This window comes from Ferrimonas sp. YIN67 (assembly GCF_057219095.1).
This window is the reverse complement of record NZ_JBXVVJ010000002.1, coordinates 1-26,213: the sequence shown is the minus strand read 5'-3', so window position 1 is coordinate 26,213 and position 26,213 is coordinate 1. Positions and strand designations below refer to the sequence as shown.

At 56.5% G+C, this 26,213-nt stretch carries 24 protein-coding genes and 1 tRNA gene; 13 read left to right on the top strand and 12 right to left on the bottom strand.

The features are described 5' to 3' along the window. Positions 1-22: 22 nt before the first annotated feature. Both AC2D8U_RS03845 and AC2D8U_RS03840 read right to left on the bottom strand, forming a co-directional pair. Complete coding sequence (locus AC2D8U_RS03845) at positions 23-1,162, bottom strand: glycoside hydrolase family protein (protein ID WP_484617727.1); 1,140 nt, start codon at positions 1,160-1,162, stop codon at positions 23-25. 376 nt (positions 1,163-1,538) lie between these two features. After that, positions 1,539-3,230, bottom strand: coding sequence for an amidohydrolase (locus AC2D8U_RS03840; protein WP_484617726.1), 1,692 nt, complete (start codon positions 3,228-3,230; stop codon positions 1,539-1,541). Positions 3,231-3,340: 110 nt separating this feature from the next. On the opposite strand from AC2D8U_RS03840, the gene AC2D8U_RS03835 reads away from it, so the two are divergent. After that, positions 3,341-4,228, top strand: coding sequence for a LysR family transcriptional regulator (locus AC2D8U_RS03835; protein WP_484617725.1), 888 nt, complete (start codon positions 3,341-3,343; stop codon positions 4,226-4,228). A 197-nt stretch (positions 4,229-4,425) separates the two neighbouring features. On the opposite strand, the gene AC2D8U_RS03830 is transcribed toward AC2D8U_RS03835, so the two are convergent. Then, positions 4,426-5,184, bottom strand: coding sequence for an MBL fold metallo-hydrolase (locus AC2D8U_RS03830; RefSeq protein ID WP_484617724.1), 759 nt, complete (start codon positions 5,182-5,184; stop codon positions 4,426-4,428). Between the two features lie 430 nt (positions 5,185-5,614). Between AC2D8U_RS03830 and AC2D8U_RS03825 the strand changes: the two genes are divergently transcribed. From AC2D8U_RS03825 to AC2D8U_RS03815, 3 genes are all read left to right on the top strand, one after another. Further along, on the top strand, positions 5,615-7,378 hold the full coding sequence (locus AC2D8U_RS03825; RefSeq protein WP_484617723.1) for a hypothetical protein: 1,764 nt from the start codon (positions 5,615-5,617) through the stop codon (positions 7,376-7,378). 174 nt (positions 7,379-7,552) lie between these two features. Then, positions 7,553-8,413, top strand: coding sequence for a M48 family metalloprotease (locus AC2D8U_RS03820; RefSeq protein WP_484617722.1), 861 nt, complete (start codon positions 7,553-7,555; stop codon positions 8,411-8,413). 206 nt (positions 8,414-8,619) lie between these two features. Then, entirely contained in the window at positions 8,620-9,639 is a 1,020-nt protein-coding gene (locus tag AC2D8U_RS03815) for an acyltransferase family protein (RefSeq protein WP_484617721.1), read from the top strand. Here AC2D8U_RS03815 and AC2D8U_RS03810 read toward each other — a convergent pair. After that, positions 9,636-10,412: a methyltransferase domain-containing protein gene (locus AC2D8U_RS03810; protein WP_484617720.1), complete on the bottom strand. Its 777-nt coding sequence runs from the start codon at positions 10,410-10,412 to the stop codon at positions 9,636-9,638. The genes AC2D8U_RS03815 and AC2D8U_RS03810 overlap by 4 nt on opposite strands. Positions 10,413-10,583: 171 nt before the next feature. Here AC2D8U_RS03810 and AC2D8U_RS03805 point away from each other — a divergent pair, with 171 nt between their 5' ends. Then, positions 10,584-11,774, top strand: a complete 1,191-nt coding sequence (locus AC2D8U_RS03805; protein ID WP_484617719.1) for a class I SAM-dependent methyltransferase — start codon at positions 10,584-10,586, stop codon at positions 11,772-11,774. 368 nt (positions 11,775-12,142) lie between these two features. Continuing rightward, entirely contained in the window at positions 12,143-12,352 is a 210-nt protein-coding gene (cspE, locus tag AC2D8U_RS03800; protein ID WP_484617718.1) for a transcription antiterminator/RNA stability regulator CspE, read from the top strand. 71 nt (positions 12,353-12,423) lie between these two features. Here cspE and AC2D8U_RS03795 read toward each other — a convergent pair whose 3' ends face one another. Beyond that, the gene (locus AC2D8U_RS03795; RefSeq protein WP_484617717.1) at positions 12,424-12,900 is read right to left on the bottom strand and encodes a putative ATP-dependent zinc protease; all 477 of its coding nucleotides are present in this window, start codon (positions 12,898-12,900) and stop codon (positions 12,424-12,426) included. A 127-nt stretch (positions 12,901-13,027) separates the two neighbouring features. After that, positions 13,028-13,381 carry a hypothetical protein gene (locus AC2D8U_RS03790; RefSeq protein ID WP_484617716.1) on the bottom strand — a complete coding sequence of 118 codons (354 nt, stop codon included), beginning with the start codon at positions 13,379-13,381 and terminating at the stop codon, positions 13,028-13,030. Positions 13,382-13,577: 196 nt separating this feature from the next. Between AC2D8U_RS03790 and yfcE the strand changes: the two genes are divergently transcribed. Together yfcE and AC2D8U_RS03780 are read left to right on the top strand one after the other, a co-directional pair. Continuing rightward, complete coding sequence (yfcE, locus tag AC2D8U_RS03785; protein ID WP_484618380.1) at positions 13,578-14,123, top strand: phosphodiesterase; 546 nt, start codon at positions 13,578-13,580, stop codon at positions 14,121-14,123. Beyond that, positions 14,120-14,698: a VOC family protein gene (locus AC2D8U_RS03780; RefSeq protein ID WP_484617715.1), complete on the top strand. Its 579-nt coding sequence runs from the start codon at positions 14,120-14,122 to the stop codon at positions 14,696-14,698. The genes yfcE and AC2D8U_RS03780 overlap by 4 nt, the downstream gene beginning before the upstream one ends. Positions 14,699-14,704: 6 nt before the next feature. Here the strand turns inward: AC2D8U_RS03780 and AC2D8U_RS03775 are convergent, their stop codons facing one another. Both AC2D8U_RS03775 and AC2D8U_RS03770 read right to left on the bottom strand, forming a co-directional pair. Next, positions 14,705-15,832, bottom strand: coding sequence for a MalY/PatB family protein (locus AC2D8U_RS03775; protein WP_484617714.1), 1,128 nt, complete (start codon positions 15,830-15,832; stop codon positions 14,705-14,707). 23 nt (positions 15,833-15,855) lie between these two features. Further along, positions 15,856-16,662 (bottom strand): M23 family metallopeptidase, encoded by an 807-nt coding sequence (locus AC2D8U_RS03770; RefSeq protein WP_484617713.1) that lies wholly within the window; start codon positions 16,660-16,662, stop codon positions 15,856-15,858. Between the two features lie 84 nt (positions 16,663-16,746). On the opposite strand from AC2D8U_RS03770, the gene AC2D8U_RS03765 reads away from it, so the two are divergent. After that, on the top strand, positions 16,747-18,093 hold the full coding sequence (locus AC2D8U_RS03765) for a dihydroorotase (RefSeq protein WP_484617712.1): 1,347 nt from the start codon (positions 16,747-16,749) through the stop codon (positions 18,091-18,093). Between the two features lie 63 nt (positions 18,094-18,156). Here the strand turns inward: AC2D8U_RS03765 and AC2D8U_RS03760 are convergent, their stop codons facing one another. Then, complete coding sequence (locus AC2D8U_RS03760) at positions 18,157-19,020, bottom strand: OmpA family protein (protein ID WP_484617711.1); 864 nt, start codon at positions 19,018-19,020, stop codon at positions 18,157-18,159. Between the two features lie 144 nt (positions 19,021-19,164). Here AC2D8U_RS03760 and rnt point away from each other — a divergent pair, with 144 nt between their 5' ends. Continuing rightward, positions 19,165-19,824: a ribonuclease T gene (gene rnt / locus AC2D8U_RS03755; protein ID WP_484617710.1), complete on the top strand. Its 660-nt coding sequence runs from the start codon at positions 19,165-19,167 to the stop codon at positions 19,822-19,824. Positions 19,825-19,883: 59 nt separating this feature from the next. Here rnt and AC2D8U_RS03750 read toward each other — a convergent pair whose 3' ends face one another. Next, on the bottom strand, positions 19,884-20,489 hold the full coding sequence (locus AC2D8U_RS03750) for a peroxiredoxin C (protein WP_484617709.1): 606 nt from the start codon (positions 20,487-20,489) through the stop codon (positions 19,884-19,886). Between the two features lie 607 nt (positions 20,490-21,096). Here AC2D8U_RS03750 and AC2D8U_RS03745 point away from each other — a divergent pair. From AC2D8U_RS03745 to AC2D8U_RS03735, 3 genes are all read left to right on the top strand, one after another. Further along, a complete protein-coding gene (locus tag AC2D8U_RS03745) occupies positions 21,097-22,452 on the top strand; it encodes a Na+/H+ antiporter family protein (protein ID WP_484617708.1) in 1,356 nt (451 codons plus the stop codon). Positions 22,453-22,586: 134 nt separating this feature from the next. Then, a complete protein-coding gene (gene radD / locus AC2D8U_RS03740; RefSeq protein WP_484617707.1) occupies positions 22,587-24,323 on the top strand; it encodes a DNA repair helicase RadD in 1,737 nt (578 codons plus the stop codon). A gap of 46 nt (positions 24,324-24,369) precedes the next feature. Continuing rightward, a complete protein-coding gene (locus AC2D8U_RS03735; protein ID WP_484617706.1) occupies positions 24,370-24,633 on the top strand; it encodes a GrxA family glutaredoxin in 264 nt (87 codons plus the stop codon). Between the two features lie 68 nt (positions 24,634-24,701). On the opposite strand, the gene AC2D8U_RS03730 is transcribed toward AC2D8U_RS03735, so the two are convergent. Both AC2D8U_RS03730 and AC2D8U_RS03725 read right to left on the bottom strand, forming a co-directional pair. Beyond that, the gene (locus AC2D8U_RS03730) at positions 24,702-25,868 is read right to left on the bottom strand and encodes a DcaP family trimeric outer membrane transporter (RefSeq protein WP_484617705.1); all 1,167 of its coding nucleotides are present in this window, start codon (positions 25,866-25,868) and stop codon (positions 24,702-24,704) included. 252 nt (positions 25,869-26,120) lie between these two features. After that, positions 26,121-26,196 (bottom strand) — tRNA-Lys (locus tag AC2D8U_RS03725). Positions 26,197-26,213 lie beyond the last annotated feature (17 nt).

The following is a 26,213-nucleotide window of genomic DNA, read 5'->3' as shown; positions in this document are numbered from 1 at the left end:
GATGTCGTTGACTACGACAGAACTACTCAGGGGGGACAAACTCGTCAACCGGATAAACCAAGATGTAAGGGTTGGTTTCATAGTCTTCAAGCGCCGTCGTGAGCAGCGCGATAACCGCACCATCATCGTTGAGCACGACATTGGGCCGTTCCATACGGATGTACTCCTTAACCGAGCCATCGGCAAAAGTCACCGGGGCATCCTCTATCACCGGGATATCACTGTACAGATGATATCGTTTGCCGTCCTTCGAGTAGTAATGCAGCATCGGCTTGCCGGGCAGATAGGAGGCTTGCTTCCAGTCATTCATCAGCAGGTTATACTGCCCCCCCGCATACCAGATCACGCTGTCCTCGTGCTCGTAACCATTGGGCAGCGCGTTCACATCGCCGGCAGCCAGGGTATAAGGCCCGCTCAGTTCGGGGGCTTGCCAGGTGATCATGCGACAGATCTGACGACCGGTTGGCGATTTCAGCCGTTTGTTTTTGCCGACGGCGGTGATGGTCCCATCCTCGTTAACCCAGATAGCCGGGTTATTAATGGGCGCAATAGGTTTGTCGCTCCGATCCCACGGGCCATCTATTGACTCTGAGAAAGCCATTCCCAACTGATAGCCCCCTTCACCCTTCAGATACTCTGGAGACTTCGTGTAGTCACTATCGGGGATCATGATGTAGTAAAGGACGTATTGGTCGCCATGCTTGATGATTTTCGGGTTATGAATGCCCCGACTGTCATGGACAGGTTGGCCGGTGCGGGGCTCCATCACGATTTCGGCAAACTCATACGGGCCCAACAGGTTTTTCGACGTTGCCCGCACAATTTGGCTCTGTCGCCAGAGCGGCATCGACCGATTCTTGTCGTCGGATTGCCAGCGCGAAGCAAACATATGGTAGGTGTCGTCCACCTGGATAATGGAGGGATCCCACAGGCTGTAGCCTTCCATTTTAAAGCCGCCATCGGCTAACGGCTTGCCTAACGTTTCCTTCAATGGATTGGTGCCCTGATGGGGAGTCACGCTGTCGTCCAGCCAGTAGGCTGCGGGCATATCTTGCTTTAAACGGACTTCCTCAGTCCAATCATTATGTGTGCCATTGGCCAGTGCACCTGTGCTAATGACAGTGGCGATAAGAGCGAGCGGCAGAGCGTTTTTTATATGCATAAGTGGGCTAAAAATCGTACGACGAACACACAGATTAAGCCTGCATAAAAGTTAAAAAAACAATAATAACAAAATATTACAAAAGGGTTATTCAAGGACGCAGAGGTTAACAAATAAGCCATTCAATGCTCGGTCAGCTGCTATGCTAGGCCGACTTATCACGGATGCGTTATTGGTGCCTGGGCCGAGGCCGATCAGGTTCAGGGATTGATCGACGCCGTGGTGCGGATCGGCGACTGCCTGAAAAGTAAGATGAACACCCGGTTCAAATAAGCATCAGGCCATCGCGATCGATAGCGACTCGGCAGGGCAAGGGATCTTCCACCTACAAAAAGGGGCCTCCATCGGAGGCCCCCTCACAAAATGGCAAATCCTATCAGCGGGTAAAGATCGTCTTGCCATCCTTGATGGTGGCCAGCACTTCAATGTCGGTGATGGCCATCGGATCGACCGCCAGCGGGCTGTCGGACAGCACCACCAGATCGGCCCGTTTGCCCACTTCGATGCTGCCCTTGCTGTCCTCTTCAAAGCTCTGATAGGCCGCATCCAGAGTGATGGCGGACAGGGCCTGGTACGGCGTCAGCTTATGGTGCTCACCCAAGACGTCGCCGGTGCGGGTCACCCGGTTTACCGCCGTCCAGAGATTGCGCATCATGTCCGGCAGCAGCACAGGAGCATCCATGTGGATGGTGTAGCGCAGGCCAAACTCGTTGGCCCAGCCGGTGGGAGAGAGGTTCTGGGAGCGCCAGTTACCCAGGGTGGAGTCGCGATGGTAGTCGCCCCAGAAGTAGGTGTGGGCCGGGAAGAAGGAGGCCATCATGCCTTGTTTCTCCATCTTCTTGATCTGATCCAGGCGCGCGGTCTGGGCATGGATCATCACGGTGCGGCGATCGTCCGTCCCATGTTCGGCATTGGCCTTTTCAATGGCATTGATCAGGATATCGGCGGCGGCATCACCGTTGGCATGGCTGATGATCTGGATATTTTCCCGGTAAGCCTTGTCGACAAAATGATCCATCTCGGCCTGCTCCAGCACCGGGTAACCATGGTAGTGGTAGGCATGGCTATGGGGGGGCACAAAGTAGGGGTTGGACAGGTACGCGGTTTTCCCCTGGGGCGAGCCATCGCCCACCATCTTCACCCCGGCCAGCTTCAGGCCATTGACGTATTCGCCAGGCTGTTGCATCGCCAGCAGTTCATCCAGCTCCGTCCACTTGCCGTAGGCCACCAGATCCAGGTAGAGGGCCCCGTGCTTGGCGGCACTTTGTACCAGGGGAAAAAGGTTCGCCAGCATCAGGCCTTCCTGTGCCGTGGTGATCCCGTAACCCGCAAACATCGCCTGAGTCCGGTTCAGTCGTTCGAGTGCTTCCTCCTGACTGTCCATGCCAATGTGGGCAAAGATCGCGTAGATGGCGGATTCCTCCAAAACCCCGGTCAAGCGGCCCTGGTCATCCTTACGGATCACGCCCCCCGGAGGGGCCGGAGTGGTTTCGTCATAACCCAGTTTGGCCAGGCCCGCCGTGTTACAGCTGGCCAGGTGGCCGGAGATATGGACGATACACAAAGGCAAGTCCGCACGGATCGCATCGAGATCCTGTTTGGTGGGGTGGCGCTGCTCGACCAGCTCGGCATTGTCATAGCCAAAGGCGATCTGCAGTTTGTCCGTGTCCTGCTTTCCTTTCAGGTGCTCCGCCATCACCCGCTTCAGGGTTGCTAGGTCGTTGACCTCCCCCAAGGGGGCCGGGTAGAGGAACGGCGCATCGATCAAGGGCAGGTAGTTCATCAGGTGACCATGGGCATCGAAGAATCCCGGTGTCACGGTTTTGCCTTTGAGATCTTGTACCTCGGTCTGTTTGCCCTTTAACGCCATCACGTCTTTGGCGCTTCCTACGGCGGTGATCAGGCCATCTTTAACGGCGATCGCCTCGGCTCGCTGCGTTTCTCCGGTCATGGGGATCACATTGGCATTGGTGAGGATCAGATCCGCACCAGCCACCGCCGGGCCACACAGCGTCGCCATCGTCAGTGCCAAAAGCGTCGGTCGTAATTTAGGGGTAAACAAGGACATGAGTTTTCCTTTTGGTTTGCAACGAAGTCCAACATACGCCACCATCCTCGTTGATAAAGTCAAATCTAAAAAGACAGTTATGTAAGGGAACACCTTACCAGGAGGGCTGCGTGCACAGCTTAGAGCAACTCAACGCCTTCGTGACCGTATACGACCAAGGCTCCTACAGCGCTGCCGCGAAAGCGTTGAAAAAGTCCAGAATGACCGTTCGAGAGCAGATCCTTAGCCTGGAGGACAATCTTGGCTTTGAACTGTTTGAGATGGTGGGGCGCAAAGCGATGCCCACCGCCAAGGCTCAGCGGATCTACCCTCGCGCGTTGTTTTTGACTCGTCAGAGCCAGGAACTGACCCTTTTTTGTCAGCATTTTTGCGAGGCAGACCTGCTTGAGCTGACCATTTACCATGACACCTGCGTACCGGTGGAACTCCTGGCCGACATTGAGCTGACCGTGCGCCAGCACTTCCCCCAGATCCAGATGAACTGGCTCCACCGTAGCCGGGAGGAAAGCTTTTCGGCATTGCTCAATAGCGAGGCGCATCTGGCCCTGCTGCCCAACAGAGGGCGGGCACGGGCGGAAAAGGAGATCAATTTTACCTCGCTGGGCAATCTGGAGGTGGGCGCATACGTTGGCATCGAGTCACCGCTGCGTCAGGAAGAAAAAGTGACCTTCGACCAGTTGCGCTGTGAGCTGCAATACATCAATGAAAACTTTCTCAGCCAGAGCGAGGTCTATCTGCTGGGTCATGAGCATCAGATCGTCAGTAACAATGATCTGCTGTGTGAACTCGTGAGCCGAAATGGTTGGGCCATACTGCCCAAGGCATTGGCGCAGCCTCATGTCGACGCCAAACGCCTCTTTGAGATCCCCCTAGAGGCGCTCAATCGTCCTTTCGCCATTGGCCTGTCGGTATTTTTCCGGGGTGCCGATGCCCAGCATCCACAGCTCAAGCCGATCATGGAATGGATAGGCCAGTTGTCCCTAAAATATCTCAAGTAAACCATCGCTTGCTCGATAGTGCCTGTCGCTCACAACCTGGCGATGGTTAATTAGAGCTGCCGGCCTAAGCCCCACGGGCGGCTCATTCAGGCGGTCGGCCCTAACCACTGCTCTTAGGGCAAAGAGGTGCCAGACCCTGTTAAAGATCCCTGGCACCCCATGCCAACGTTCCAGCGGGATCCACCCCATCATTAGGTTCATGCTAAAGATCCGGGCACCAGTGCCCTGCGCAACCGGGACTTAAACGCGCGCCAGTGGGTCTTGGGCTGTTCCGGTGCCCGCCGGAGCAACCCCTGATAATCCCGGTCGGTCAGGCTCACCTCCCCCCCGTGGGCCAGGATCACCGACTCAGGCTGTAATGCCTGGATCTTCTCCAGGGAGGTTCGAAAGCGGTTGGGATAAAACACGGGAAACGGAGGGATAAACCGGCCTTTGACCCGGATCATCAGATCCGCCACATACACCCGTTTTTCGTCGTGATGATAGAGGGAGATATCCCGATCGGTATGACCCTGGGTCGCCAAAACCTGCCAGTCGGTGAACATGGGCAAAGGCTCCCCATCTTTGAGATAGTGGTCCGCCCTTAAACGGGCCGGGTACCAGATCCGGCGAAACCGTTTTTTCAACCTGTGCGCCACATATTGGGCCAGTATGAGATCGGTCAGGTGCATCAAACGTCCGGCCCAACCCCTGTACCACTGGCCCGGGGCATCGCCGGTGGCAATTTGACAGCCCGTCAACGCCCTAAATCGCGTCGCCCCGCCGGCATGATCCGGATGCATATGGCTCACCACCACCAACTGAAGATCCTGAATTGGCCGATGAAGCCGGTCGGTGATAAAGCGCAACACCACGCCGACATCTGCCCGGCACCCGCCATCGAGCAACAGCAGGCCATGATCGTATTCCACCAGGTAGAGACTCTGGATATAGCCTTCAATTTGATGTAGCCGCATCAACCACCAAGATAAATGGGTCAAGGGCCCCAGTATGGGCAGGGGAGTTCGCTGCAGGCAACTGGAAATGCTCCCCAAGCCCCGTCTCCTTTTTCAGCTGGGCACCTGATGACTCCCCGGATCAACCTACTCGCCAAAATGAAAACACAATGTTGCCATTTTGTGACACAGATCGACACCGAAAAATGAGCAGTTGCTAAATTAATATCACCTAATCCATTGATAAGTAAGTAACAAACAAAGCGGAGGTGCCCCTAACAGAATTTCCCCATAGAAGACAAGAGAAGAGAGAGCCTCATCTTCACTGGCCACACTGACATGGCATCAGGAAAGGACACCAATGCCATCTCACCTGCCAACACGCTTAAACGGCGTGCTTCCGGTGAGCTTGACGCTCTACGCGACTGATAAGCGCTTTAGGAGCAACATGATGGACACCAAATGGAACTTAGCCAGGGCAGCTCTGCTTGCCCTAATCTTCACTTTCCCCCTGCACGCCGCCAAACCCGTCGATCAGGACGGCGATGGCGTCAAGGCGAGCGCCGACTGCAACGATCTCGATGCCAGTGTCTGGCAACTCAACAGCTGCGGCCAATGTGCCCCCGAGCCGGTTGGCGGCTGCCTGGCCTCTTCGCCCCATGCCGACCTGCTGTGGAGCGACTACCCGGTGGCCTGCCAAAACTGCCACGACGGCGGCGAAGGCGGTGCGCAGTATGACGCCATGTTCGGCTCTACCCACTACCAGTGGACTGGCCAGGCACCGGACATGACCAACCAACCTGGGCTGCTGCAGGGCAAGCTGACCAATGCCGTTAACAGTTACTGCATCAATATCGAGGGTGACTGGCCGGTCTGTGGCTCCTGTCACGCAGGGCGCGGCATTAAGCCCGGAGAGGGGGATACCTCCGCCAATGTCGATTGCCTGGTCTGCCATAACGCCGATTACGCCATGAACCGGGTCCGCCTGCCCGATGGCAGCATGGGACCGGCGACTGGGACGGCGCAAGCGGATCTGGATGGCTATGTGCAAAACATCGCCGCCCCCACTCGGACCAACTGCCTCAAGTGCCACGCTTACGCCGGTGGCGGTGACGGGGTGAAGCGGGGCGATCTCTCCTCAGCCCTGATGAGCAATGGTACGCCGCATTTTGATATCCATATGAATGTCACCGGCGCCGATCTGCAGTGCCAGGATTGCCATAAGTTCATCGATCACAAGGTGATTGGCAAAGGGTCCGATCTGCGTCCCACCGATGATCTGATCCGGGGGGCCGAGATCACCTGTGCCAACAGCAACTGCCACGTTGGCATGGACTCGGGAGCGGGACACGCCGCCGTGGGACGACGCAGCGAGCCCGATCGCCACGTTCCCCGAGTTGCCTGTCAGTCCTGCCACATCCCCACTTATGCCAAGGATCTGGGCGATCCTTCCCATGTTCCCACCGAAACCCATAGAGACTGGCAATTCCACCACGATGGCACCCCCGCAGACGGTCTGTCCGGCCCGGGCCACCCCCATACCGACAAAGCCGCCAACCTCCTCCCGCAGTTGCGTTTCTGGAACCGGCTGAGCGACAACTACCTGCTCGGCGATCCGGCGGTTACGGACCCCCAGACCGGACGATACCCCACCTCACGGCCTCTGGGCGATGTCATGAGTGGCAAACTCACTCCATTCAAATACAAGACTGCGCTCCAGCCCATGACCCAGCTCGATCAGCGTTTGATCGCCCTGGACACCTTCGAGTACATCAAAGGCTCAGGCGATGCGACCAGTGCCATCCAGTCTGGTCTGATCAACATGGGATATGGTGCCGATGAGCCCTATCAGTGGGTCGAAACCGACACCTTCCAGATGCTCAATCACGGGGTCAACCCCGCCAGCGACGCGGCACAGTGCAGTCAGTGTCACGAGGAAACCCTGGATCTGACCACTGAGTCCAAACTGGATGCGCTGGGCTATGCCCTCAAGGGTCCCAAAGAGCAGGTTTGTAGCCAATGCCACGATGGAACGAAAAAGTTGCCCAGGAGCTGGGACCGAATGCACAGCCATGTAGCCAAAGGCAGCACAGGGATAGGCTGCTACTTCTGTCACGATCTGGAGCGACCTGAGCGCAACCTGTGCAGCCCTTGTGACACCAGCTGCGCCTCGGAATACGTCGACAATGTGCCCTTCCCTCACCAGTGTGAATAGGCCCTGTTCGCTCATCAGACGAGCGACATGAGCGGAAAGCCCCGGCACCTTCACGGGTACCGGGGCATCGTTTTACCCTCTTCGCTGAGATCCGGTGCAGGGCTTTGCCACTTGAACTTGAAAAGGTTTGCCCCCAGCCTATAGGTATCTGAAGCACACCGGAGAGGATAGGCTTTGGACCCAGACCATGTCCTGCGTTTCCAGCTAAGAAATTTGCTGCACACCGCCATCCTGCTGGGGGCAATGGCCCTGCTGCTGGCCCTGGCCAGCAGGCTGGTGTTTGGCCCAGGTACCGAGTTGTTGATCCTCATCGCTCTGTTGCTGATCAGCGTCCTGCTGCCCAGCCTGCCTACCGACTGGCAACTGCGACTACACCGGGCACAGCCTTTCCTGATCCCCAATGAGCTTCACCCGATCATTCGGGATCTGGCCCGGCGGGCCGGACTGCCGGTATTGCCTCGACTCTTTTATCATGCCAGCCCCGCTGCCAATGCGTTTGCCCTGGGGCATCGGCGCGATCCCGCCATTATACTGTCCGTTGGCTTGCTGCATCGCCTCAGCCAGAGAGAGTTAACCGGCGTACTGGCCCATGAGATCGCCCACATCGCTCATCGGGATCCCTTCTTGATGCGCATGGCCGATCAGATCACCGCCCTGTGTCGCCTGTTGGCCAACCTGGCCCTGCTACTGGCCCTGCTCACTCTGCCTCTGGTGCTCTTGGGCATGGCGTCATTCTCCCTGCTGGCCCTGTTACTGCTATGGTTCACTCCACTGCTGGCCAGCCTGTTGCAGCTGGCCCTGTCCCGGGTCCGTGAATTTGATGCGGATCGACTGGCCGCCAGCCTGCTCGGTGATCCCAGGCCACTGGCTTCGGCGCTGATCACCATCGCCGACAGCCAACGATCCATCTGGCAGCGCTGGCTCTGGCCCAATCCCTACGACGAGGGACACCCCTGGTTACGCTCTCACCCCTCCACTCGAGAGCGGGTAGAGCGCCTGATGGCGTTGCGTGCAGCCACGGGACGTTTACGCTGAACCAGGCGTTTGCGTCCATCCCAGCCAAACTGCCCGTTCTGAGCCGGCGAGGCCCACCGCTGGAGGCGAAACGATGGTGACGCCTTTTGGCGACTTGACGCATTTTCGCCCCTTCCAGTGATCGCACCAACACTTGACGATGACCGATCCCCCACAACTGACCAAGCAGGATAAACTCACCGCTTTTTCAAACAGCTCCAAGGGTTATGCAACGAATTACCAGTTTTGATCTGGCCAGGGCAATCGCCATCATCGCCGTGATCACCCTGCACGCCACCGCCATCGCGGGTACCCAGTTTCTCGGTGGACAAGCAATGCTTGGCGAACTGCTCAATCAGGCCGCTCGCTTCGCCGTACCGCTGTTTTTCCTCCTTGCCGGTTACTTGCTGCAAGGCAAACTGGCACACGCTCCCGTGCGCCAGGGATTGCGTTACTGCAGGCCCCTGCTCCGCCTTTGGCTGGTGTGGTCCCTGCTCCTGCTGCTACTGCCAACCAACCTGCCGCTCTTCCTGTCCGAGGGCTACCTGGCTGAGCGGGCGGGCTACTGGTCCTGGGTCTTTCGCGATTGGTCTTCCCCCCTGTTTGAGGGGGGACAGATCCACCTGTGGTACCTGACTGGCCTTGCATGTGCGGTGGCGATCTGTGCGCTGGCGTATCACTTTAAACGCAGCGCCTGGCTGTTACCGGCAGCCTTGGGCCTGTATCTGCTTGGCCTGATGGCCGGTAGCTATCAACCGCTAACCGGCTGGCATTGGCCTATGGACTCACGAAACGGCCCCTTCTTTGCCACCCTGATGCTGGTACTGGGCATGGAGTTCAAGCGCCATACCTGGCGCCCCTCGCTGCCCGTCGCACTGGGGCTCTTGCTGGCAGGCATGTTATTGCATTTCACCGAAGCCGTTTGCTTGGCCCTTTACTTCGAACAACCCCTGAGCCGTCACGACTACCTGCTGGGGACCCCCTTGTGGGCCGGTGGCCTGTTTGCCCTGTTGCTGGCCCGGCCCGAACTGGGCAAGCGTCGCTGGATCGACAACCTGAGCCGACACACCCTGGGGATCTATCTGGTGCACTTCTGGGTCATGATGCTGCTATTTTCCTTGAGTCGGCATTACCACCTGCCCACGTCGATCCGAGATCTGTTGATGGTGCCCCTTGTCCTGCTGATCAGCTGGGGGATCACCCTGGGGCTGATCCGCACACCTCTGCGTACCTGGCTATTACGTTAAACGGGTTTGCGTACGAGCAGATGGGTGTAGCGACCGATCTCCCGGTACAGGGGACGGTCGCAATACTGCAGCTCCAACTCTATCAAGCGGTCAAGCTGGGTGCGCTGCAAGGATTTATCTCGCAGGTAATCGTGGATCACCCTTACCCCACACTGGTGCTCAACGTTAAGACCTAACTCGGTCAGCCAATGGATCACATCCTCATTACGCTGGGGGTTTTGTGGCACCATGCGCACCCGACGCGTTTTCTTACGGGTCATCGCCTCTCCCAGGTTATCGAAGTTGCCTGCCACCAAGTTGTGCATTTCGGCGCCCTGATAGTTAAAGAAGGCCAGCGACAGGTATCCACCGGGCTTAACCTGTGCCGCCAACGCCTGTACCACCTCACGGGGATCGACACACCACTCCAGCACCGCATGGCACAGCACTGCTTCAAATTGGCCCAGTTGCTGGGCACCCAGTTGCTGAATGGGTCCTTGCAAAAAACGAAAGCGTTCGGTCAACTCAAGCTGCTCAGCACGCACAGCAGCCAGGTCCAGCATCTCCTGGGACAGATCCGTTAACACCACGGAATGGCCAGCCAGGGCCAGTCGCATCGCCATCTGCCCCTGGCCGCCTCCCGCATCCAGGATAGGGGTCCCGGGAGTGATCTGCGGTAGCAGGCGTTGGCTCAGCTGATGCCATAACACCGCTTCACGCACCTGTCCCTTACTGGTGCCATAGATATTGTTGGCGAACTTGGCCGCACGGCCATCAAAGCTGGTGTCTTTCACTTAAACGTCTCTGATCGATTGAACCTGAGTATTGTGCCACAAACCCCGTATGAACGACCGAGAGACTAAACTGGCTGTTTGATAGGCATTTTAAATCTTACTGCCTTGCCAGTGACCGGCGGCGAGCCTACAATCCGCCCTCTTTCATTTTCTGCACCCGGATCTCAAGCCATGACCGCGAAAATCATCCTGAAACGTTCCCGTGAAAAATCTCTGCTGCGCCGCCATCCCTGGGTGTTCTCCAACGGCGTCGCCGATGTCCAAGGCAAACCAGGCCTGGGCGACACGGTGGAGGTGTTGGCCAGTGACGGTCGTTGGCTGGGCCGGGGCGCCTACTCGCCGGAGTCTCAGATCCGTGTTCGGATCTGGACCTTTGAACAGGACGAACAGATCGATCAGGCATTCTTCGACCGAAAGCTGGCCCGGGCCCAGGCCGGTCGCGATGAACTGATCGAGCGAGACGGGCTCACCGGTTACCGTCTCGTGGCTGGCGAGTCCGATGGGCTGCCTGGGATCACCATTGATCGCTTTGCCGATGTACTGGTCTGCCAGTTGCTCAGTGCCGGTGCCGAGGTGCACCGTGATGAGTTGGTCGCGGCCATGAAGGCCCAATACCCACAATGCGCCATCTATGAACGCAGCGACGTGGACGTCCGTAAAAAGGAAGGCCTCAAACCGGTCAAGGGCCTGCTTCATGGCGAACTGCCACCTCAACCCATGCCGTTTGAAGAGAATGGCTTAAAGTTGCTGGTGGACATTGAGAATGGCCACAAGACCGGCGCCTACATCGATCAACGCGATAACCGCCTGGCCGCCAGTCGCTACGTCAAGGGCAAGCGAGTCCTAAACTGTTTCAGCTATACCGGTGGCTTTGGTACCTACGCCCTCAAGGCCGGGGCCGCCGAGGTGATCAATGCCGACGTCTCCAAGCCGGCACTGGCTATTGCCCAGCAAACCGCAGAACTCAACGGGCTCGACACCCAGCGCCTAACGAACCTCGACGCCGATGTATTCAAGCTGTTGCGCCGATACCGCGACGAAGGCGAACTGTTCGACGTCATCGTGCTGGATCCCCCCAAGTTCGCCGACAACAAGGCCCAACTGCCCGGTGCCTGCCGGGGCTACAAAGACATCAATATGGTCGCAATGCAATGTCTCAAGCCCGGGGGGATCCTATTGACCTACTCCTGCTCTGGCCTGATGGACGCATCGCTGTTTCAAAAGATTGTGGCAGACGCCGCTTTGGACGCCGGAAGGGATGGCCAAATTATTGAAAAACTGACACAGGCTGCGGACCACCCCATCGGCAGTGCCTACCCGGAAGGTTTTTACCTGAAAGGGCTGGCCCTTCGTATTTGGTAATCGACAGTTTTTTGGCTAAATTTTCTTATGGTCAAGGAGATAGCGAAAACAGGGCTACCTCTTTACCATCACTATGTTATAGTTTCATCAGTCACTCGCGGGACGCGAACGACGGAAATTTGGCACGAAGTTTACAACGACTCCGAGCCGGGTAATTCCCCTGTGAAATACCAGGCCCTGTGTTATAGTGCTCTAGTCCGCCAAGGACAAGGCAACGACAATTTGATTTTGAACACTTCCGCTCAACAGCTTCATCTGCAAGTCTTGTCGTCGAGAAGCGATTCACAATCTTGGCGATATGTCCACGACATATCCTGAGTACAAATTGCGTGCATTTAGTTACAACTATTCTCGATTCAGGAGAGACCATGTCTCAAGCAACAGGCACCGTTAAGTGGTTTAACGACGACAAAGGCTACGGCTTCATCAGCCAGGACAATGGCGGCGGCGATGTATTCGTACACTTCCGCGCTATCCAGGGCGACGGCTTCAAATCTTTGGCGGAAGGCCAAGCAGTTAAGTTCGATATCGAACAGGGTCCTAAAGGTCCCCAAGCTGCTAACGTAACCCGCATCTGATTCAGAGCGGATTACGACAAACAGGACGCCACGGCGTCCTGTTTTTGTTTGTCTGGTTCCCGCTCTTAATGTTACTCCGGCAACTCTACGTCCACCAGATAATCCCCCTGCAACCAGTTACGGCCAATCAACAGTTTGTAACTCATCGGCGTCCTGTCTTTTAACGTCACCAGGACCCGCTTCTCCTGCCCCTTAGGCCCAATAGACAGCCAGACCACGTAACGATCCTCACTGCCTTGAGAGTTGCGAATGTGACTGACCTCGGCGATGGTTGCTTCGATCGTGGCGGCTCTGCCCGCCGCGTTTCGCGTGACGAACCTCAGGGTCTTGCCGATATTACTGTCCCAGTCCTCAATCCGGCCTCCCAGAACCCGCATCTGCTCCGCATGGATAGATGTCTTGGAAGCACCCGTATCGATCCGTGCGTTCATCATCATCCGGGCTTCTTCAACATGAAGCTTGGCCACCGGGCCAATAATGCTTTTATCATTCGCCATGACAGCATTTCCCAGAAGCACGGCCAGCAAGCCAACTAAGATACGTTTCATTGAAGCCCCTTCGGCATTTGAATCCCTTTCGAGGATAACAACACCCAGGTGCTCTTGCGAATTCAGGCGGGCCTCAAGTGGGCAAATAAACAACGTTCACCCGTTCAAACGAACGTTTCCTGCGCACTCAATGGATCTGATGAAAGGCTTGCTTGGATCTCTGATAGCTGGCCTCAACCAAACCGGCGATCTCTCGGCTTGGCAGGGAGATATCTAATTTATCATTATAAAACTCAAATACCTCAGCAATCAGTTCGGCAAGCGGAATGAACTCCTCCTCGGCTACCTGCACGGCGATCCCAAGATCAAATGCCACCGCCATATTACAGTCACCAATATCGTCCAGGTGCTCCTGCTCGATGCTCGCCAGCATGCACAGCCACATGGTCGCAACCAGCGCGCTAGGCATTTGATCCTCGACCTCTTTGGTACTTTGATACCAAGGTCCGATCAGCGCGTCGCTATCGATGTTTCTGTTCATTGATGCCTCCCTGGCTCACTGCGCAATGTGTTAATATTTTGTTGTTTTATTCGTTAACGTTACACCAGCACGGCACCCTTTAACAGTGATATTTATCCTCACCAGGGGATGTATACACTTTGTAGGCGCGTTCTCCTGGCCGAATTCACTAACAATCAGTAAACTCCCTGTGAAATCCACCACCCCTTTATCTTCTATGCTGTTTATTTCCGATATTCACGGTTCCATCACTGCACTGGATATGGCCCTCGCCTGGAAACAAAAACTGGGAGCTAATACGCTTGTTTTATTGGGAGATTTGCTCAATCATGGCCCACGAAACCCGATCCCCGAAGGGTACGATCCTCAAGCCGTGGCAGAGCGATTAAACGCCGAGTCCAACTGCATCATCGCCGTTCGGGGAAACTGTGACAGCGAAGTGGACCAGATGTTGTGCCATTTCCCCCTGCTGGCCGACTACAACTGGTTGGTACTGGATGGTCGCCGTGTGTGCCTGACCCATGGCCACATCTTCAACGGTGACAATCTACCACCGCTGGCCAAGGGGGATGGGATTGCCTATGGTCATACCCACCTGCCGGTCGCTGAGTGGAAGGAGGATATCCTCCACTTCAACCCTGGCTCCATCACCCTGCCTAAAGGCGGGCACGTGGCCAGTTTTGGGCACTTTGACGGCAATCAGTTCCGGGTCATGGATCTAGCTGGCAATGTTCTTGCCAGCGCATGCTGGAAGCGAGAATGAATTATCAAGAACTGATGGACGGCCTGCCCGCATTCGCCGAGCAGGTCAGTAAATTGGCAGATCGGCTCGGATTTGTCCGTGCCCGCCTGCACGCTGACCATATCGCCCTGCGCGTGACGGAACTCGACGACGCCGAGGCGCTCAAAGCGGCATTCCTGACTCAGGGGCGTCTGTTGTCTGAAAAACAGATCAATGGACGACCTATCCTGCTGATCCAGTTAGAGACTCCTATACAGGTTGGGCCCTGGGCCATCGATCTTGTGGAACTTCCCTTTCCCGACGGGCGAAAGCGAAGGGAGGGTTGGGAACATGTGGAACTGGTGATGCCCTGTGCCGCCCGAACACAGGAGCAGATCCTCGAAGCGGTCAAGCAGGTCCCGGCCGTGATCGCCAAATGGCCAGTGCTCAAAGACGGCACCCTAGGGATCGAGATCAAAACCAGTTGTCCCAAAGGCGAAGGTGAGCCGGTGGATAACCCGACTGTGGCCTTCACACTCGATGGGGTGACCGTCAAGATCCACCCCCACGACATCCGTGAAGTCGTTGGCTTGTCCCTCAAGTCAGAAGCGAGTTAACTGGCCCTAAGGCTTTTCCTTCAGGGCCTGACGGAACCGCTCCAGGCCCTGCATCAGGGTCTCTCTGGGGCAGGCAAAATTCAGCCGGACAAAACCCGGCGCTCCAAACTCCGCACCATCCGATACCCCCAGACCTTTTGACAGCAGATGCCGTGCCGGATCTGCAATGCCACTGTCCCGACAATCTATCCAGGCCAGGTAGGTCTGATCAGGCCGATGTACCCGAATCCCGGAACAATCCGAAAGCTGCGACAAAACACAATCCCGATTCCCCTTGAGATAGGTCAACAAGGCATCCAGCCAAGGCTCCCCCTGCCGCCATGCCGCTTCGGTCGCCACCATGGAGAGCACATTGGGCGCAGGCGCATGGCCCTTGAGACGTGCCTTAAGGCAGCGACGCCAATCCGGATCCGGCACCACGGCAAAGCCAAAGGGAAGTCCCGCCAGGTTAAAACTCTTTCCCGCGGAGATCAGTGTTGCGGTTCGAGGCGCCAGCAAGGGATCTTTGGCCAGGGGACGGTGGGCCACACCATCCAGCGAGAGATCGCCGTGGATTTCATCGCTGATCAACTTGGCATCATATTGGTCGAGCAAATGAGCCAGCTGGTCCCGCTGCTGAGGCGAAAATCGCTGGCCAATTGGGTTTTGTGGAAAGCTTAACAGGACGGTTCTTACGCCCTGCTTTAACTCCGCCTCCAAGGTATCCAGATCCCAGCCCAGACCGGGCCTGACGGGAAAAGAAACACACTCCAGTCCCAGATTAGGCCCGACTTGAGCAATGGGCCCATACACAGGAGTCGGAACCGCCAACCTGCCCGGGTGTGACAAGGCTCGAACCAGGAAATTCAGGCCCGGCACCACAGCAGGTAAGGCGACCAGGTGCTGTGCGGGCACCGTCCAGCCCCAACGCTGTTGCAGCCAGGCTTGTGCAGCCTGCTTGAGGCTATCGGGCACCCCTGCATAGCCATAGATGGGATGTTTAATGCGCTGCTCCAGAGCCGCCTGTATGGGCTGAGCCACGGCAAAATCCATGTCTGCCACCCACATGGGGATCACATCCCGGTTTCGGAAGCGCCGCCATTTTATGCTGTCGCTATCCTGCCGAGGTGGTGCCTGATCAAACCAACTGTCCATGTTTTGCCTTATTGATTATCGCCCTACTTGGGCATGGGACCGACCAGCAAAGCAGGATCCAGACGCTCCTGATGCCAGTTCAAGCGCCAATCGAGGTGAGGGCCGGTGACTCGCCCTGTAGCCCCGACCTTCGCGACGATCTGACCCTGTTTCACTTCGCTGCCGACCGGCACCAGCAGTTCGCTCAGATGAATAAGGGTGGAGCTGACGCCATAACCGTGATCGATGATCAGCGTCCCGCCGGAATAAAACATGTCCGGCACCGCAAGGGTGATCAATCCATCCGCCGGTGCCACCACGGGCGTGCCAGTGGGCCGAGCAATATCGACACCAAAGTGGGGGTTGCGGGGCTCGCCATTGTAGACACGCTGGCTGCCGTACACCCCGGAGATCCGACCGGTCACCGGCCAAATAAAGCTCTGTTGCCAGTCAAGACGCTCCTCGAAACGTTGCCGGGCCAGGTAGGTTTGTTCCGCATCCTGGGCGGCACGCGCCTGGGCTTCGGGATCCGGTTTCATGATCCGCTGAGCGATCCCCTCAATATGCTGGATCTGATACTCGCGTTTCGCCAGTTCAATGGTCTCCTCACGGATCTGACCGTCTACGCCTGTGATGGTCACCCTGTGGTGCAATGGGGCATCCCGGCCAAAACCCACCACAAACGCCCCTTCCGGCGTGATCGGCAGGGCCTGATCATTCAAGGCCACTTTTGAACCCGCCTCGACCTGTCCCCGGACCAAGCTGCCCTGGGTCAGCTCCCCCTCAAGCTCCAAGGCCGACGAAGCAAAACTACCAAAAATCAAAAAGAAAAGAGAAACAAAACGGGCCATTGGAGCGCTCCATGGATGGGCTTTAGTGGACTAAAACGCTATTATTAGCACCGCCCTATCCGCTACCACAAGACGTAAACTCCTATGACATGCACTTTGATCACCAATGCTGAAATTCTGAACGAAGGGATCCGCCAACAGGGCGACCTGCTGATCAAGAATGGCCGAATCGAACAGATTGGCGGCCAGATCACGGCACCCGCCGACGCTAACGTTGTCGATGCTTCCGGCAAGCTTCTGATCCCGGGTATGATCGATGATCAGGTTCACTTCCGTGAGCCCGGCCTGACCCAGAAAGGCGACATGGCCACGGAATCCCGCGCCGCAGTGGCCGGCGGGATCACCTCCTTTATGGAGATGCCCAACGTCAAACCACAGACCACCAACATCGAAGCGCTGGAAGCCAAGTTCGCCCGGGCCGCCGAGGTCTCTGTGGCCAACCACTCTTTCTATCTGGGCGGCACCAACGACAACCTGGAAGTGATCAAGTCGCTGGATCCTCACGCGGCTTGTGGTATCAAGATCTTTATGGGCGCCTCCACCGGCAACATGCTGGTGGACAACGAAGAGATCCTGGCTGGCATTTTCGCCAATGCGCCCGTGCCGATCACCACCCACTGTGAAGACAGTCCGATGATCGCCGCCAACGAAGCTGCGGCTCGCGCCAAATATGGTGAAGCGGTGCCGATCCATCTCCACGGTGAGATCCGCTCCCGTGAAGCCTGCATCAAGTCCACGAAGCTGGCCATCGATCTGGCACGCACCCACGGCGCCCGCCTGCATGTGCTGCACATCTCAACGGCCGAGGAATTGGCTCTGTTTGAAGCCGGTAAGAAACTGGCCGACCTGAGAAATGCCAACATCACCGCTGAAGCCTGTGTTCATCACCTGACCTACAGCGATGCTGATTACGCACGTCTGGGCACCCAGATCAAGTGCAATCCCTCCATCAAGACCGAACGGGATCGCCTGGCACTGCTGGACGCCGTACGTCGTGACATCATCGACGTGATCGCCACGGATCATGCTCCGCACACCTGGGAAGAGAAACAGGGCACCTACTTCAAAGCCCCATCAGGTCTGCCCCTGGTACAGCACGCCCTGCTCTCTTTGTTCGAGCAGTACCATGCCGGTGCCCTGAGTTTGGAAACCATAGTGCAGAAAACCAGTCACGCCGTGGCCGAGCGTTTCAATATCAAAGAGCGCGGTTACCTGCGTGAGGGCTACCACGCCGATCTGGTACTGGTGGATCTCGAGCAGCCCTACAAGGTGAGCAAAGAGAACCTGCTGTACAAGTGCGGCTGGTCTCCCTTTGAAGGCCAGACCCTGCGCAGCACCATTGCTGGCACCTGGGTCAATGGTGTGCAGGCCTTTGATGGCACTCATGCCACCAGCCAGGTCTTGGGCCAGCGCCTGGCCTTTAACCGCTAAGCATGCGCTTATAGAAAAAGCCCCGTGTTGAAACACGGGGCTTTTTGCTGAGTGCGCACTATCTCAGGGTTCGATCCGCACCATGACTCGCCGATTCAGTTGACGATCCCTGTGGGTCCGGTTACCGGCGATATGGCGTTTTTCCCCATGGCTTTGGGTCAAGATCCGCCCCTCCGGGATCCCAGCACGCACCAAACGCCCTTTCAGATCATCCGCCTGCTTTCGGGTCAGTGCCATATTGGTGGTTTCCGTGTTAAAGCTGTCGGTGTAAGTATCCAGTAACACCAGCTCCGTACCCTCATCCAACGCCAGAAACTCCACAATACGCTCGAGCCTCTGCAGTGAATCCCGTGTCAGGCTGCCATCCTTCTCATGATGCAACACAGTAAAGGCAATATCCTCAAAGCTATAAGGCAGGAGCCCATCAAGGCACTGTACAAATGCCTGATACTCATGGGAAAAATTAGCCGACGAGAGGCTTACCGACATTGGGGCTTCACTGTGCCAGTCCTGATAAAAGAAGGTTGGCTGCATCCCCTGCTCCAACTCGGACAGCACCAGCCAGGCATCGGAGGTTTCCAGTTCGCCATCGAAATGGCTGTAGTACTGCAATTCGGTCAGTTGCCGAGACGGCGTACCAGGCCGCCATAGCGGGGCTATCGAGCGCAGAGATACCGGGGTGGTCTGTTGCGGTTTACGTAACATCTCCAGAGTAAACTGCAGTCCCAGTGTTTTGCTGGCCCGACTGACAAACACCGCCTTACCGTAACGTGGGATCTCATGACTGAGGACACATTGCAACGGACTGGCACGCTCAAGCTGCCAGTGGGCATTATCAATCGACGCTGAGTAGTGGCGGATCCCGCCGCTAGCCGCCGCACTGCACACAACCGAAAGCACTCCCAGGAGCTGGGGCCATTGTCTCATCGCACACCTCAAAAACACACTTACTCACAGGGTATCGACACACGCCACCAATCCTTTAGGCCGATCTTCTCTGACACTTCGATTCCAATCATCCAATGGGTTTGCGATAATGCCCGACCCTTTTAGACGGCCAATGAAAGATCCATGAGCAACACTGAAACCAACCTGCTGTGCCAACGATTCCGGGGCTATTACCCGGTCGTGATCGACGTCGAAACCGCCGGCTTTAACGCCCAGACCGACGCTCTGCTTGAGATCGCCGCCGTCACCCTGAAAATGGACAGCAACGGCTGGCTGCACAAGGATCAAACCTTCCATTTCCACATCACTCCTTTCGAAGGGGCGAACCTGGAGCAGGCTGCCTTGGAATTTAATGGCATTACCGAGCCGTTCAGTGCTCTACGAGGGGCCGTCTCGGAAAAAGAGGCCTTGAGTGAGATCTTCAAGGGCGTGCGCAAGGGGCAAAAAGAAGCGGGATGTAACCGCTCCATCATCGTTGCTCACAACGCGGCCTTCGATCACGGCTTCGTCAACGCGGCAACCGAGCGGGCCAAACTCAAACGCACGCCATTCCACCCCTTTGCGACCTTCGACACTGCCGCCCTGTCCGGCCTGGCACTCGGACAGACCGTGCTGGCCAAGGCCTGCCGTGCCGCCCATATCCCGTTTGACAACAAGGAAGCCCACTCCGCCGTGTACGATACCGAGCGGACCGCGGAGCTGTTTTGCCATATCGTCAACCGTTGGAAATCTTTGGGTGGCTGGCCACTGGCCCCTGAGCAGGACAACGCGCCCTGTAGCTGAAGGCTTCCACTCAACAACGAAAAAGCCCCGCAATGCGGGGCTTTTCTTTCTTCTGGAGCTTACAGGGCGTCAGCATTCTCAGACAGGAATCGAGCAACCCCGTCCGGAGAGGCATCCATCCCTTTCTTGCCCTTCTCCCACTGAGCCGGACACACTTCGCCATGCTCTTCGTGGAACTGCAGAGCGTCGACCATACGCAGCATCTCGTCGATGTTACGGCCCAGTGGCAGATCGTTGACCACCTGATGGCGTACCACCCCTTCCTTGTCGATGAGGAAAGAGCCACGGAAGGCCACACCGGCTTGTGGATGCTCAACGTCATAGGCTTGGCAGATCTCATGCTTCACATCGGCCACCAGGGGGTAGCGAACCGGACCGATACCGCCATCTTCCACGGCGGTGTTACGCCATGCATTATGGCTGAACTGGGAATCGATGGAGACACCGATCACTTCGACGCCGCGGGCCTTGAACTCCTCAATGCGGTGATCAAAGGCGATCAACTCAGAGGGGCAAACGAAGGTAAAGTCCAGAGGGTAGAAGAACACCACGGCAGGCTTACCCGCAATGGTCTGAGCCAGGTTGAAATTGTCGACGATCTCGCCATTACCCAGAACGGCAGCAGCGGTAAAATCTGGCGCGGGACGACCTACTAATACACTCATGGTAACTCTCCAATGTGTTGATTTACTTTCCATATATTGGCCACCCGGCCAATCGATGAGTCCATTATAGAGAGGTATGGATCACACACAAGGGCTTGGGCGTCTTACTTTTCCGATTACCCTGTTAGGAAATTTTCCCTTGGTCACAAGCCAGCCTGTGGTAAGGCATTCGAAACCTTTGGCGTCTGCCGGCCGATTCAGATTTAACGCCCTGTATCAGTCAAAGAAAAGGAGGGACTCCCCAGCCCTAACGGTTTCCAGAAACCAAAAGTTCTGCCCAACAACAGACGAAGAACCGATTCGCGACGATGGGGCAAACCAAGAACCTGCGTCTGCAATGGCTGCAACCAAGGCCAAGCTCCTTGCCATATCCCACGACAACAGGTGTTAGCCCCCTCAGCCATAAGTCAGTGAGTGCAGTGCCACCTTATCCCTGGCGGAAAGATGAAAGCGTGAATATTCCTCCAGTCGTAATGGAAACATCTATTTTTGCTCACTTTGTGCGCATGATTGTTTGTCAGGCTGGACAGGATGCAAATATGCCTTAACATGGCGGGTCGAAAACAATATTCCTATAAAAAACGTTAAGCGAGAACCTTCCTTTACTATGAATGCTGTCATTGTGGCTGTAGTGCTGATGCTGGCCTTGAGCCTGGCCCGTGTGAATGTGGTCATTGCTCTGATCATCAGTGCCCTGGTGGCCGGTTTAACCGCCGGCATGGGGATCAACGAAACCATTTCTGCCTTTAATACCGGTCTGGGTGGCGGAGCCGAAGTGGCCTTGGCGTACGCCTTGCTGGGGGCGTTTGCCGTCGCTCTTGCCCATACAGGGATCACCGATCTGCTGGCACGCACCATCATCCAGCGCCTGGGTAAAACACCGGATGCCAAGGCGATCATCAAGGTACGGATCCTGATGTTGATGGCCATTCTGGCCATGGCCGTGATGTCCCAGAACGTTGTGCCCGTACACATCGCCTTTATTCCCATCCTGATCCCGCCTCTGCTCCATGTGATGGAGTCCCTCAAACTGGATCGCCGCCTGGTGGCCTGTATCATCACCTTCGGCCTGGTTACCACCTATATGGCGGTGCCCTTCGGCTTTGGTTTGATCTTCCAGGAGGGCCTGCTGCTGCAAAACCTGCTGAGCAACGGCCTGGGTGAACTGGTCGACAATGGCAGCATCGAGGCCCTCAAGGTAGGTGATGTCGCCTCCGCAATGGTGATCCCTGCCATGGGGATGATCGCAGGCCTGCTGATCGCCATCTTTATCAGCTACCGCAAGCCCCGCGAATACAGCGTCGCCCAAACCCTGCAGGCCGAGCCGGAGCATACCGAACTCAACCCACGTCGCATCGCCGTTGCCTTCGGTGCTATCGCCCTCTCCCTTCTGGTTCAGCTGTGGACCGGCTCCATGATCTTCGGTGCCCTGATCGGTTTCGTCGTGCTCTCCATCGGCGGCATCGACAAGGCCGAGATCAGCGCACAGGACGCCTTTACCCGTGGTGTGCACATGATGGCCAACATCGGCTTCATCATGATCGCTGCCAAGGGCTTCGCCGAAGTAGTGAAAGCCACCGGTGAGGTTTCCATGCTGGTAGATTCCGTTCAAGGCCTCATCGGCGACAACAAGCTGCTCGCATCGGGTCTGATGCTGATCGTCGGTTTGGTGATCACCATGGGGATCGGTTCCTCCTTCTCTACCATCCCGATCATCGCCACCATCTATGTACCCCTGGGCCTGAGCTTCGGCTTCTCCGTACCGGCGATCATCGCTCTGGTCGGCACCGCGGCCGCATTGGGTGATGCCGGCTCCCCGGCGTCCGACTCCACCCTGGGTCCCACCTCGGGCCTCAATGCCGATGGCCAGCACGATCACATCAATGACACAGTGATCCCAACCTTTATCCATTTCAACCTGCCGCTGATCGCGTCCGGTTGGATCGCGGCAATGGTACTGTAACGCCATTTACCCGCCCAATGCCCCGCGCCTGTCGCGGGGCATTTTTTTATCTCACTTTTACGAAAATCCCTCGCCGGGCTTTGCTATCCTAGCGCTCCCTGTCTTTGTTCTAGCCAACCACTCTTCATCGCTCTATGGCCTACAAACTCCGTCCCTATCAGCAAGAAGCCGTCGACGCGGTGATTGCCCACTTTCGCGCCCAACGTACTCCCGCCGTCGTCGTCCTGCCCACAGGGGCAGGAAAAAGCCTGGTGATTGCCGAGTTGGCCCGTCTGGCACGCGGCCGAGTGTTGGTATTGACTCACGTCCAGGAGCTGGTGGCACAAAATCGCGAGAAGTTTTCCGCCTACGGTCTGCCCAGTGCCCTCTACTCCGCCGGCCTAGGGGAAAAAAATAAAGACGGCAAGGTCGTGTTTGCCTCGGTGCAGTCCCTGGCCAAGATCCAGGACACCCTCACCGATCCCTTTTCCATCGTCATCATCGACGAGTGCCACAGGATCAGCCTGGAGGATGATAGCCAATACCAAGGTCTACTGAGCCGACTCGGCGCGCTCAATCCCGCGCTCTGTGTGCTGGGCCTGACCGCGACGCCCTACCGCCTCGACGGTGGCTGGATCTATCAAAGACACGCCAACGGCACCCTGCGCAGCACCGAGCCCAAGCCCTTTGCTCACTGTATCTATGAGTTGCCCATAGGCCAGCTGATTAAAAGTGGCTTCCTCACCCCCCCAAAAGTGGTCGACGGTGCCCTCGCAAGCTGGCTGCTACCGGATCCCGATGGCAAACTGCCCGAGATCCATCCCGAGCATCGCGGGCGGGCCACCACTCTGATCTGTCAGCAGATCATCGAGCAGGCCCAAGCCCGCCAAGGGGTAATCGTCTTTGCAGCCACCGTCGTGCACGGTAAGGAGATCACGGCCCGCCTGCCGAAGGGCCAGGCTGCCCTGATCACCGGTGACACCGCCAAGGCCGAGCGGGCCGAGATCATCGAGCGCTTCAAATCTCGGGAACTGAAGTACCTGGTCAATGTGTCAGTGCTCACCACGGGCTTCGATGCGCCCCATGTGGATCTGATCGCCCTGATGCGGCGCACCGACTCCGTCGCCCTGTTTCAGCAGATGGTGGGCCGTGGCTTGCGGCTGAGCGAAGGCAAGAGCGAGTGTCTGGTGCTGGATTATGCGGGCAATGGCTACTCCCTCTATTCCCCCGAGGTCGGTGAGCCCCGACCCCATAAGGACACGGTGCCCGTCGAGATCCCCTGCCCCAAGTGCGGCCATGACAACGCATTTTGGGGACGCACCGATGAAGCCGGCCTGGTGCTGGAGCACTTCGGACGCCGCTGCCAGGGCAGCGAGGAGATTGACGGTAACTTGGTGCAATGTGACTATCGTTTCCGCTTCAAGGAGTGCCCGGACTGCCTGGCCGAGAATGATATCGCAGCCAGAGTCTGCAACGGCTGCGGCAAGCAATTGGTCGATCCCGATACGCGGCTCAAAGAGGTCCTCAGGCTCAAAGATTATAAAGTGCTGCGCTGTAGCGGCCTGCTACTGGAGTCAGGCCAAGGCAAGGGTGGGCAACCACAACTGACGGTGCGCTGGTTTGATGAAGATGGCGATGAGCTTAATCGACGTTTCTCCTTGGACACTACGGGGCAAAAAGGGCATTTTTATCATCAGTTCTTACGAAACCACCTGAAGAATCCGGGTCAGCGCCTCAGGATCGATTCGGTTGAACAGGCCGTTGGCCAACAGGCGCTGTTCCGCCATCCCGATTTCGTCATTGCCCGTTGGGAAAAGAAGCGATTCTGGAAGGTGATTGAGTGCGTATTTGATTACAAAGGACGCTATCGCACCGCAGACAGCGCCTACTGAGTCCGCTGTGTGGTATAAACGTCCTAAAACCTACTGGAGTACCCTTATGTTTGTTGTCATTTTTGGCCGCCCAGGCTGCCCTTTCTGTGTTCGTGCCAAGAAGATCGCCGAAACCCTTACCGAGACTCAGGAAGATTTTAAATTCCGCTACGTCGACATGCACGCAGAAGGCGTTTCCAAAGAAGATCTGGAAAAGACGGTCGGTAAGCCGGTAGCAACCGTGCCGCAGATCTTTGTCGATCAGAAACACGTCGGTGGTTGCGACGAATTCGAGGCCTATGCCAAAGAGCACCTGGGTCTGTACGCGTAAAAGCTCGCCCCTAGGACGAAATAGAAAAAGCCAGCTCAAATGAGCTGGCTTTTTATTAGAGCGAGAGTCTAGAGCACGTATTTAAAGGAGATCATAAAGCGATTGAGCTCTCCCTCTTTGCCACCACTGGTCTGCTCGTTCTTGGCATAGAGGTACTCAACCCCTACGGTCAGAGGCTTCACCGGCGAATACAACAGGTTGATATTGCCGCTGTAACTGCTCTCATTGGCATTGCCGGTCAAACTGCTATCGTAATCCGCCTCGAAGGCCGAGAGGGTAGCATTGGAGCGCCACTTGCCGCTCCACCAGTGTTGGTAACTGACAAAGCCGCTGACCGAGGAGATGGTATCCAGATCACCGTTATTCACATTTAAAACGGCACCATTGGCGTAGTTCAAGGCGATGTAACGCCCGACGCCGTCACCATAGTTGAGCATAAATTTGAGCTTGTCGCTGCCCATGGTGGGGACCACCCCCGCCACCGAGAGGCCATAGCCAAACTCGCTCTCATCTATATAGTTATCCCCTACCTTCTCATCGATCTGCAACTGGCGCAGCAAACCCGCCACGGAGAAGCTGGCGTCGCCGGACTTAAAGTTGTAGCGCACCACAGCATCCGGGATATAGCTGGAATCGGACTCGATCCGTGCGCCACTTCCTGAGTTGGTGAAGGTCGCCTTGGGATTTTCGATGGCGAACTGCCAGCCTCCCATGGTGTAGCGGATCTGGCCCTGACGGATAAAGGGGGTGCCTTCCGCCGCACCGACGAAATCCAGCGCTTCCGGCAAAGCGCCCGGGTTCTGGAAGGTACTCCAGGTTTGCCCGGCCAGCCAGTTATCGAAGCTGACAAAGGCGTGGCGTAAGCGCGGCGAATAGGAGTTGGAGACCCGCTGGTTACCATCGGAGTGAGTGAAGAAATCCATCTCCAAGAAGAACTTCAATTTGTGGCCGTCAATGTCACTGGCCGAGGTAAAATTGAAACGAGTTTCACGGGCATGGAAGTCGGTGACGTTATTTCCCCGATTTGGATCCCCATATATGGTGCCCGGCACATAAAACTGGCGCGACAGATCACTGTCACCGGGTGCACCGTTATCATAGTGGCTGGAGATCAGATCCGCTTTAACGTAGCCCCCAAAGCTAAAATCCGTTGCCGCCGATACTGAGCCACTCGCCGCAACCAGTGCCAATACCAAAGGGGATAATGCCGCTTTTATTGCATTTGATTTGTTCACTTCAATCTCTCCCTGTCATCGTGATCTTGCTCGACAAATCAGTTCTACTATCTAGCAGTCGCCAGTGACTTCGTATTAGCAAAAAGTCGAAATGCTATTCAAACCAAACTGGCTGCCAACAAAAACATAGTACATAACGGGCAAGCCGTTCAGATCTGGGAAGAAAAAAGCGAAGTCGAATAAACGGCAGATACAACGAAGCCGCCATTGCGATGCAATAACGTGACGATATAGAGGGAGGAATAAATGAAGTGGTGGGTCGTGAAGGATTCGAACCTTCGACCAATTGGTTAAAAGCCAACTGCTCTACCAACTGAGCTAACGACCCATATTGTGGTGTTGCGC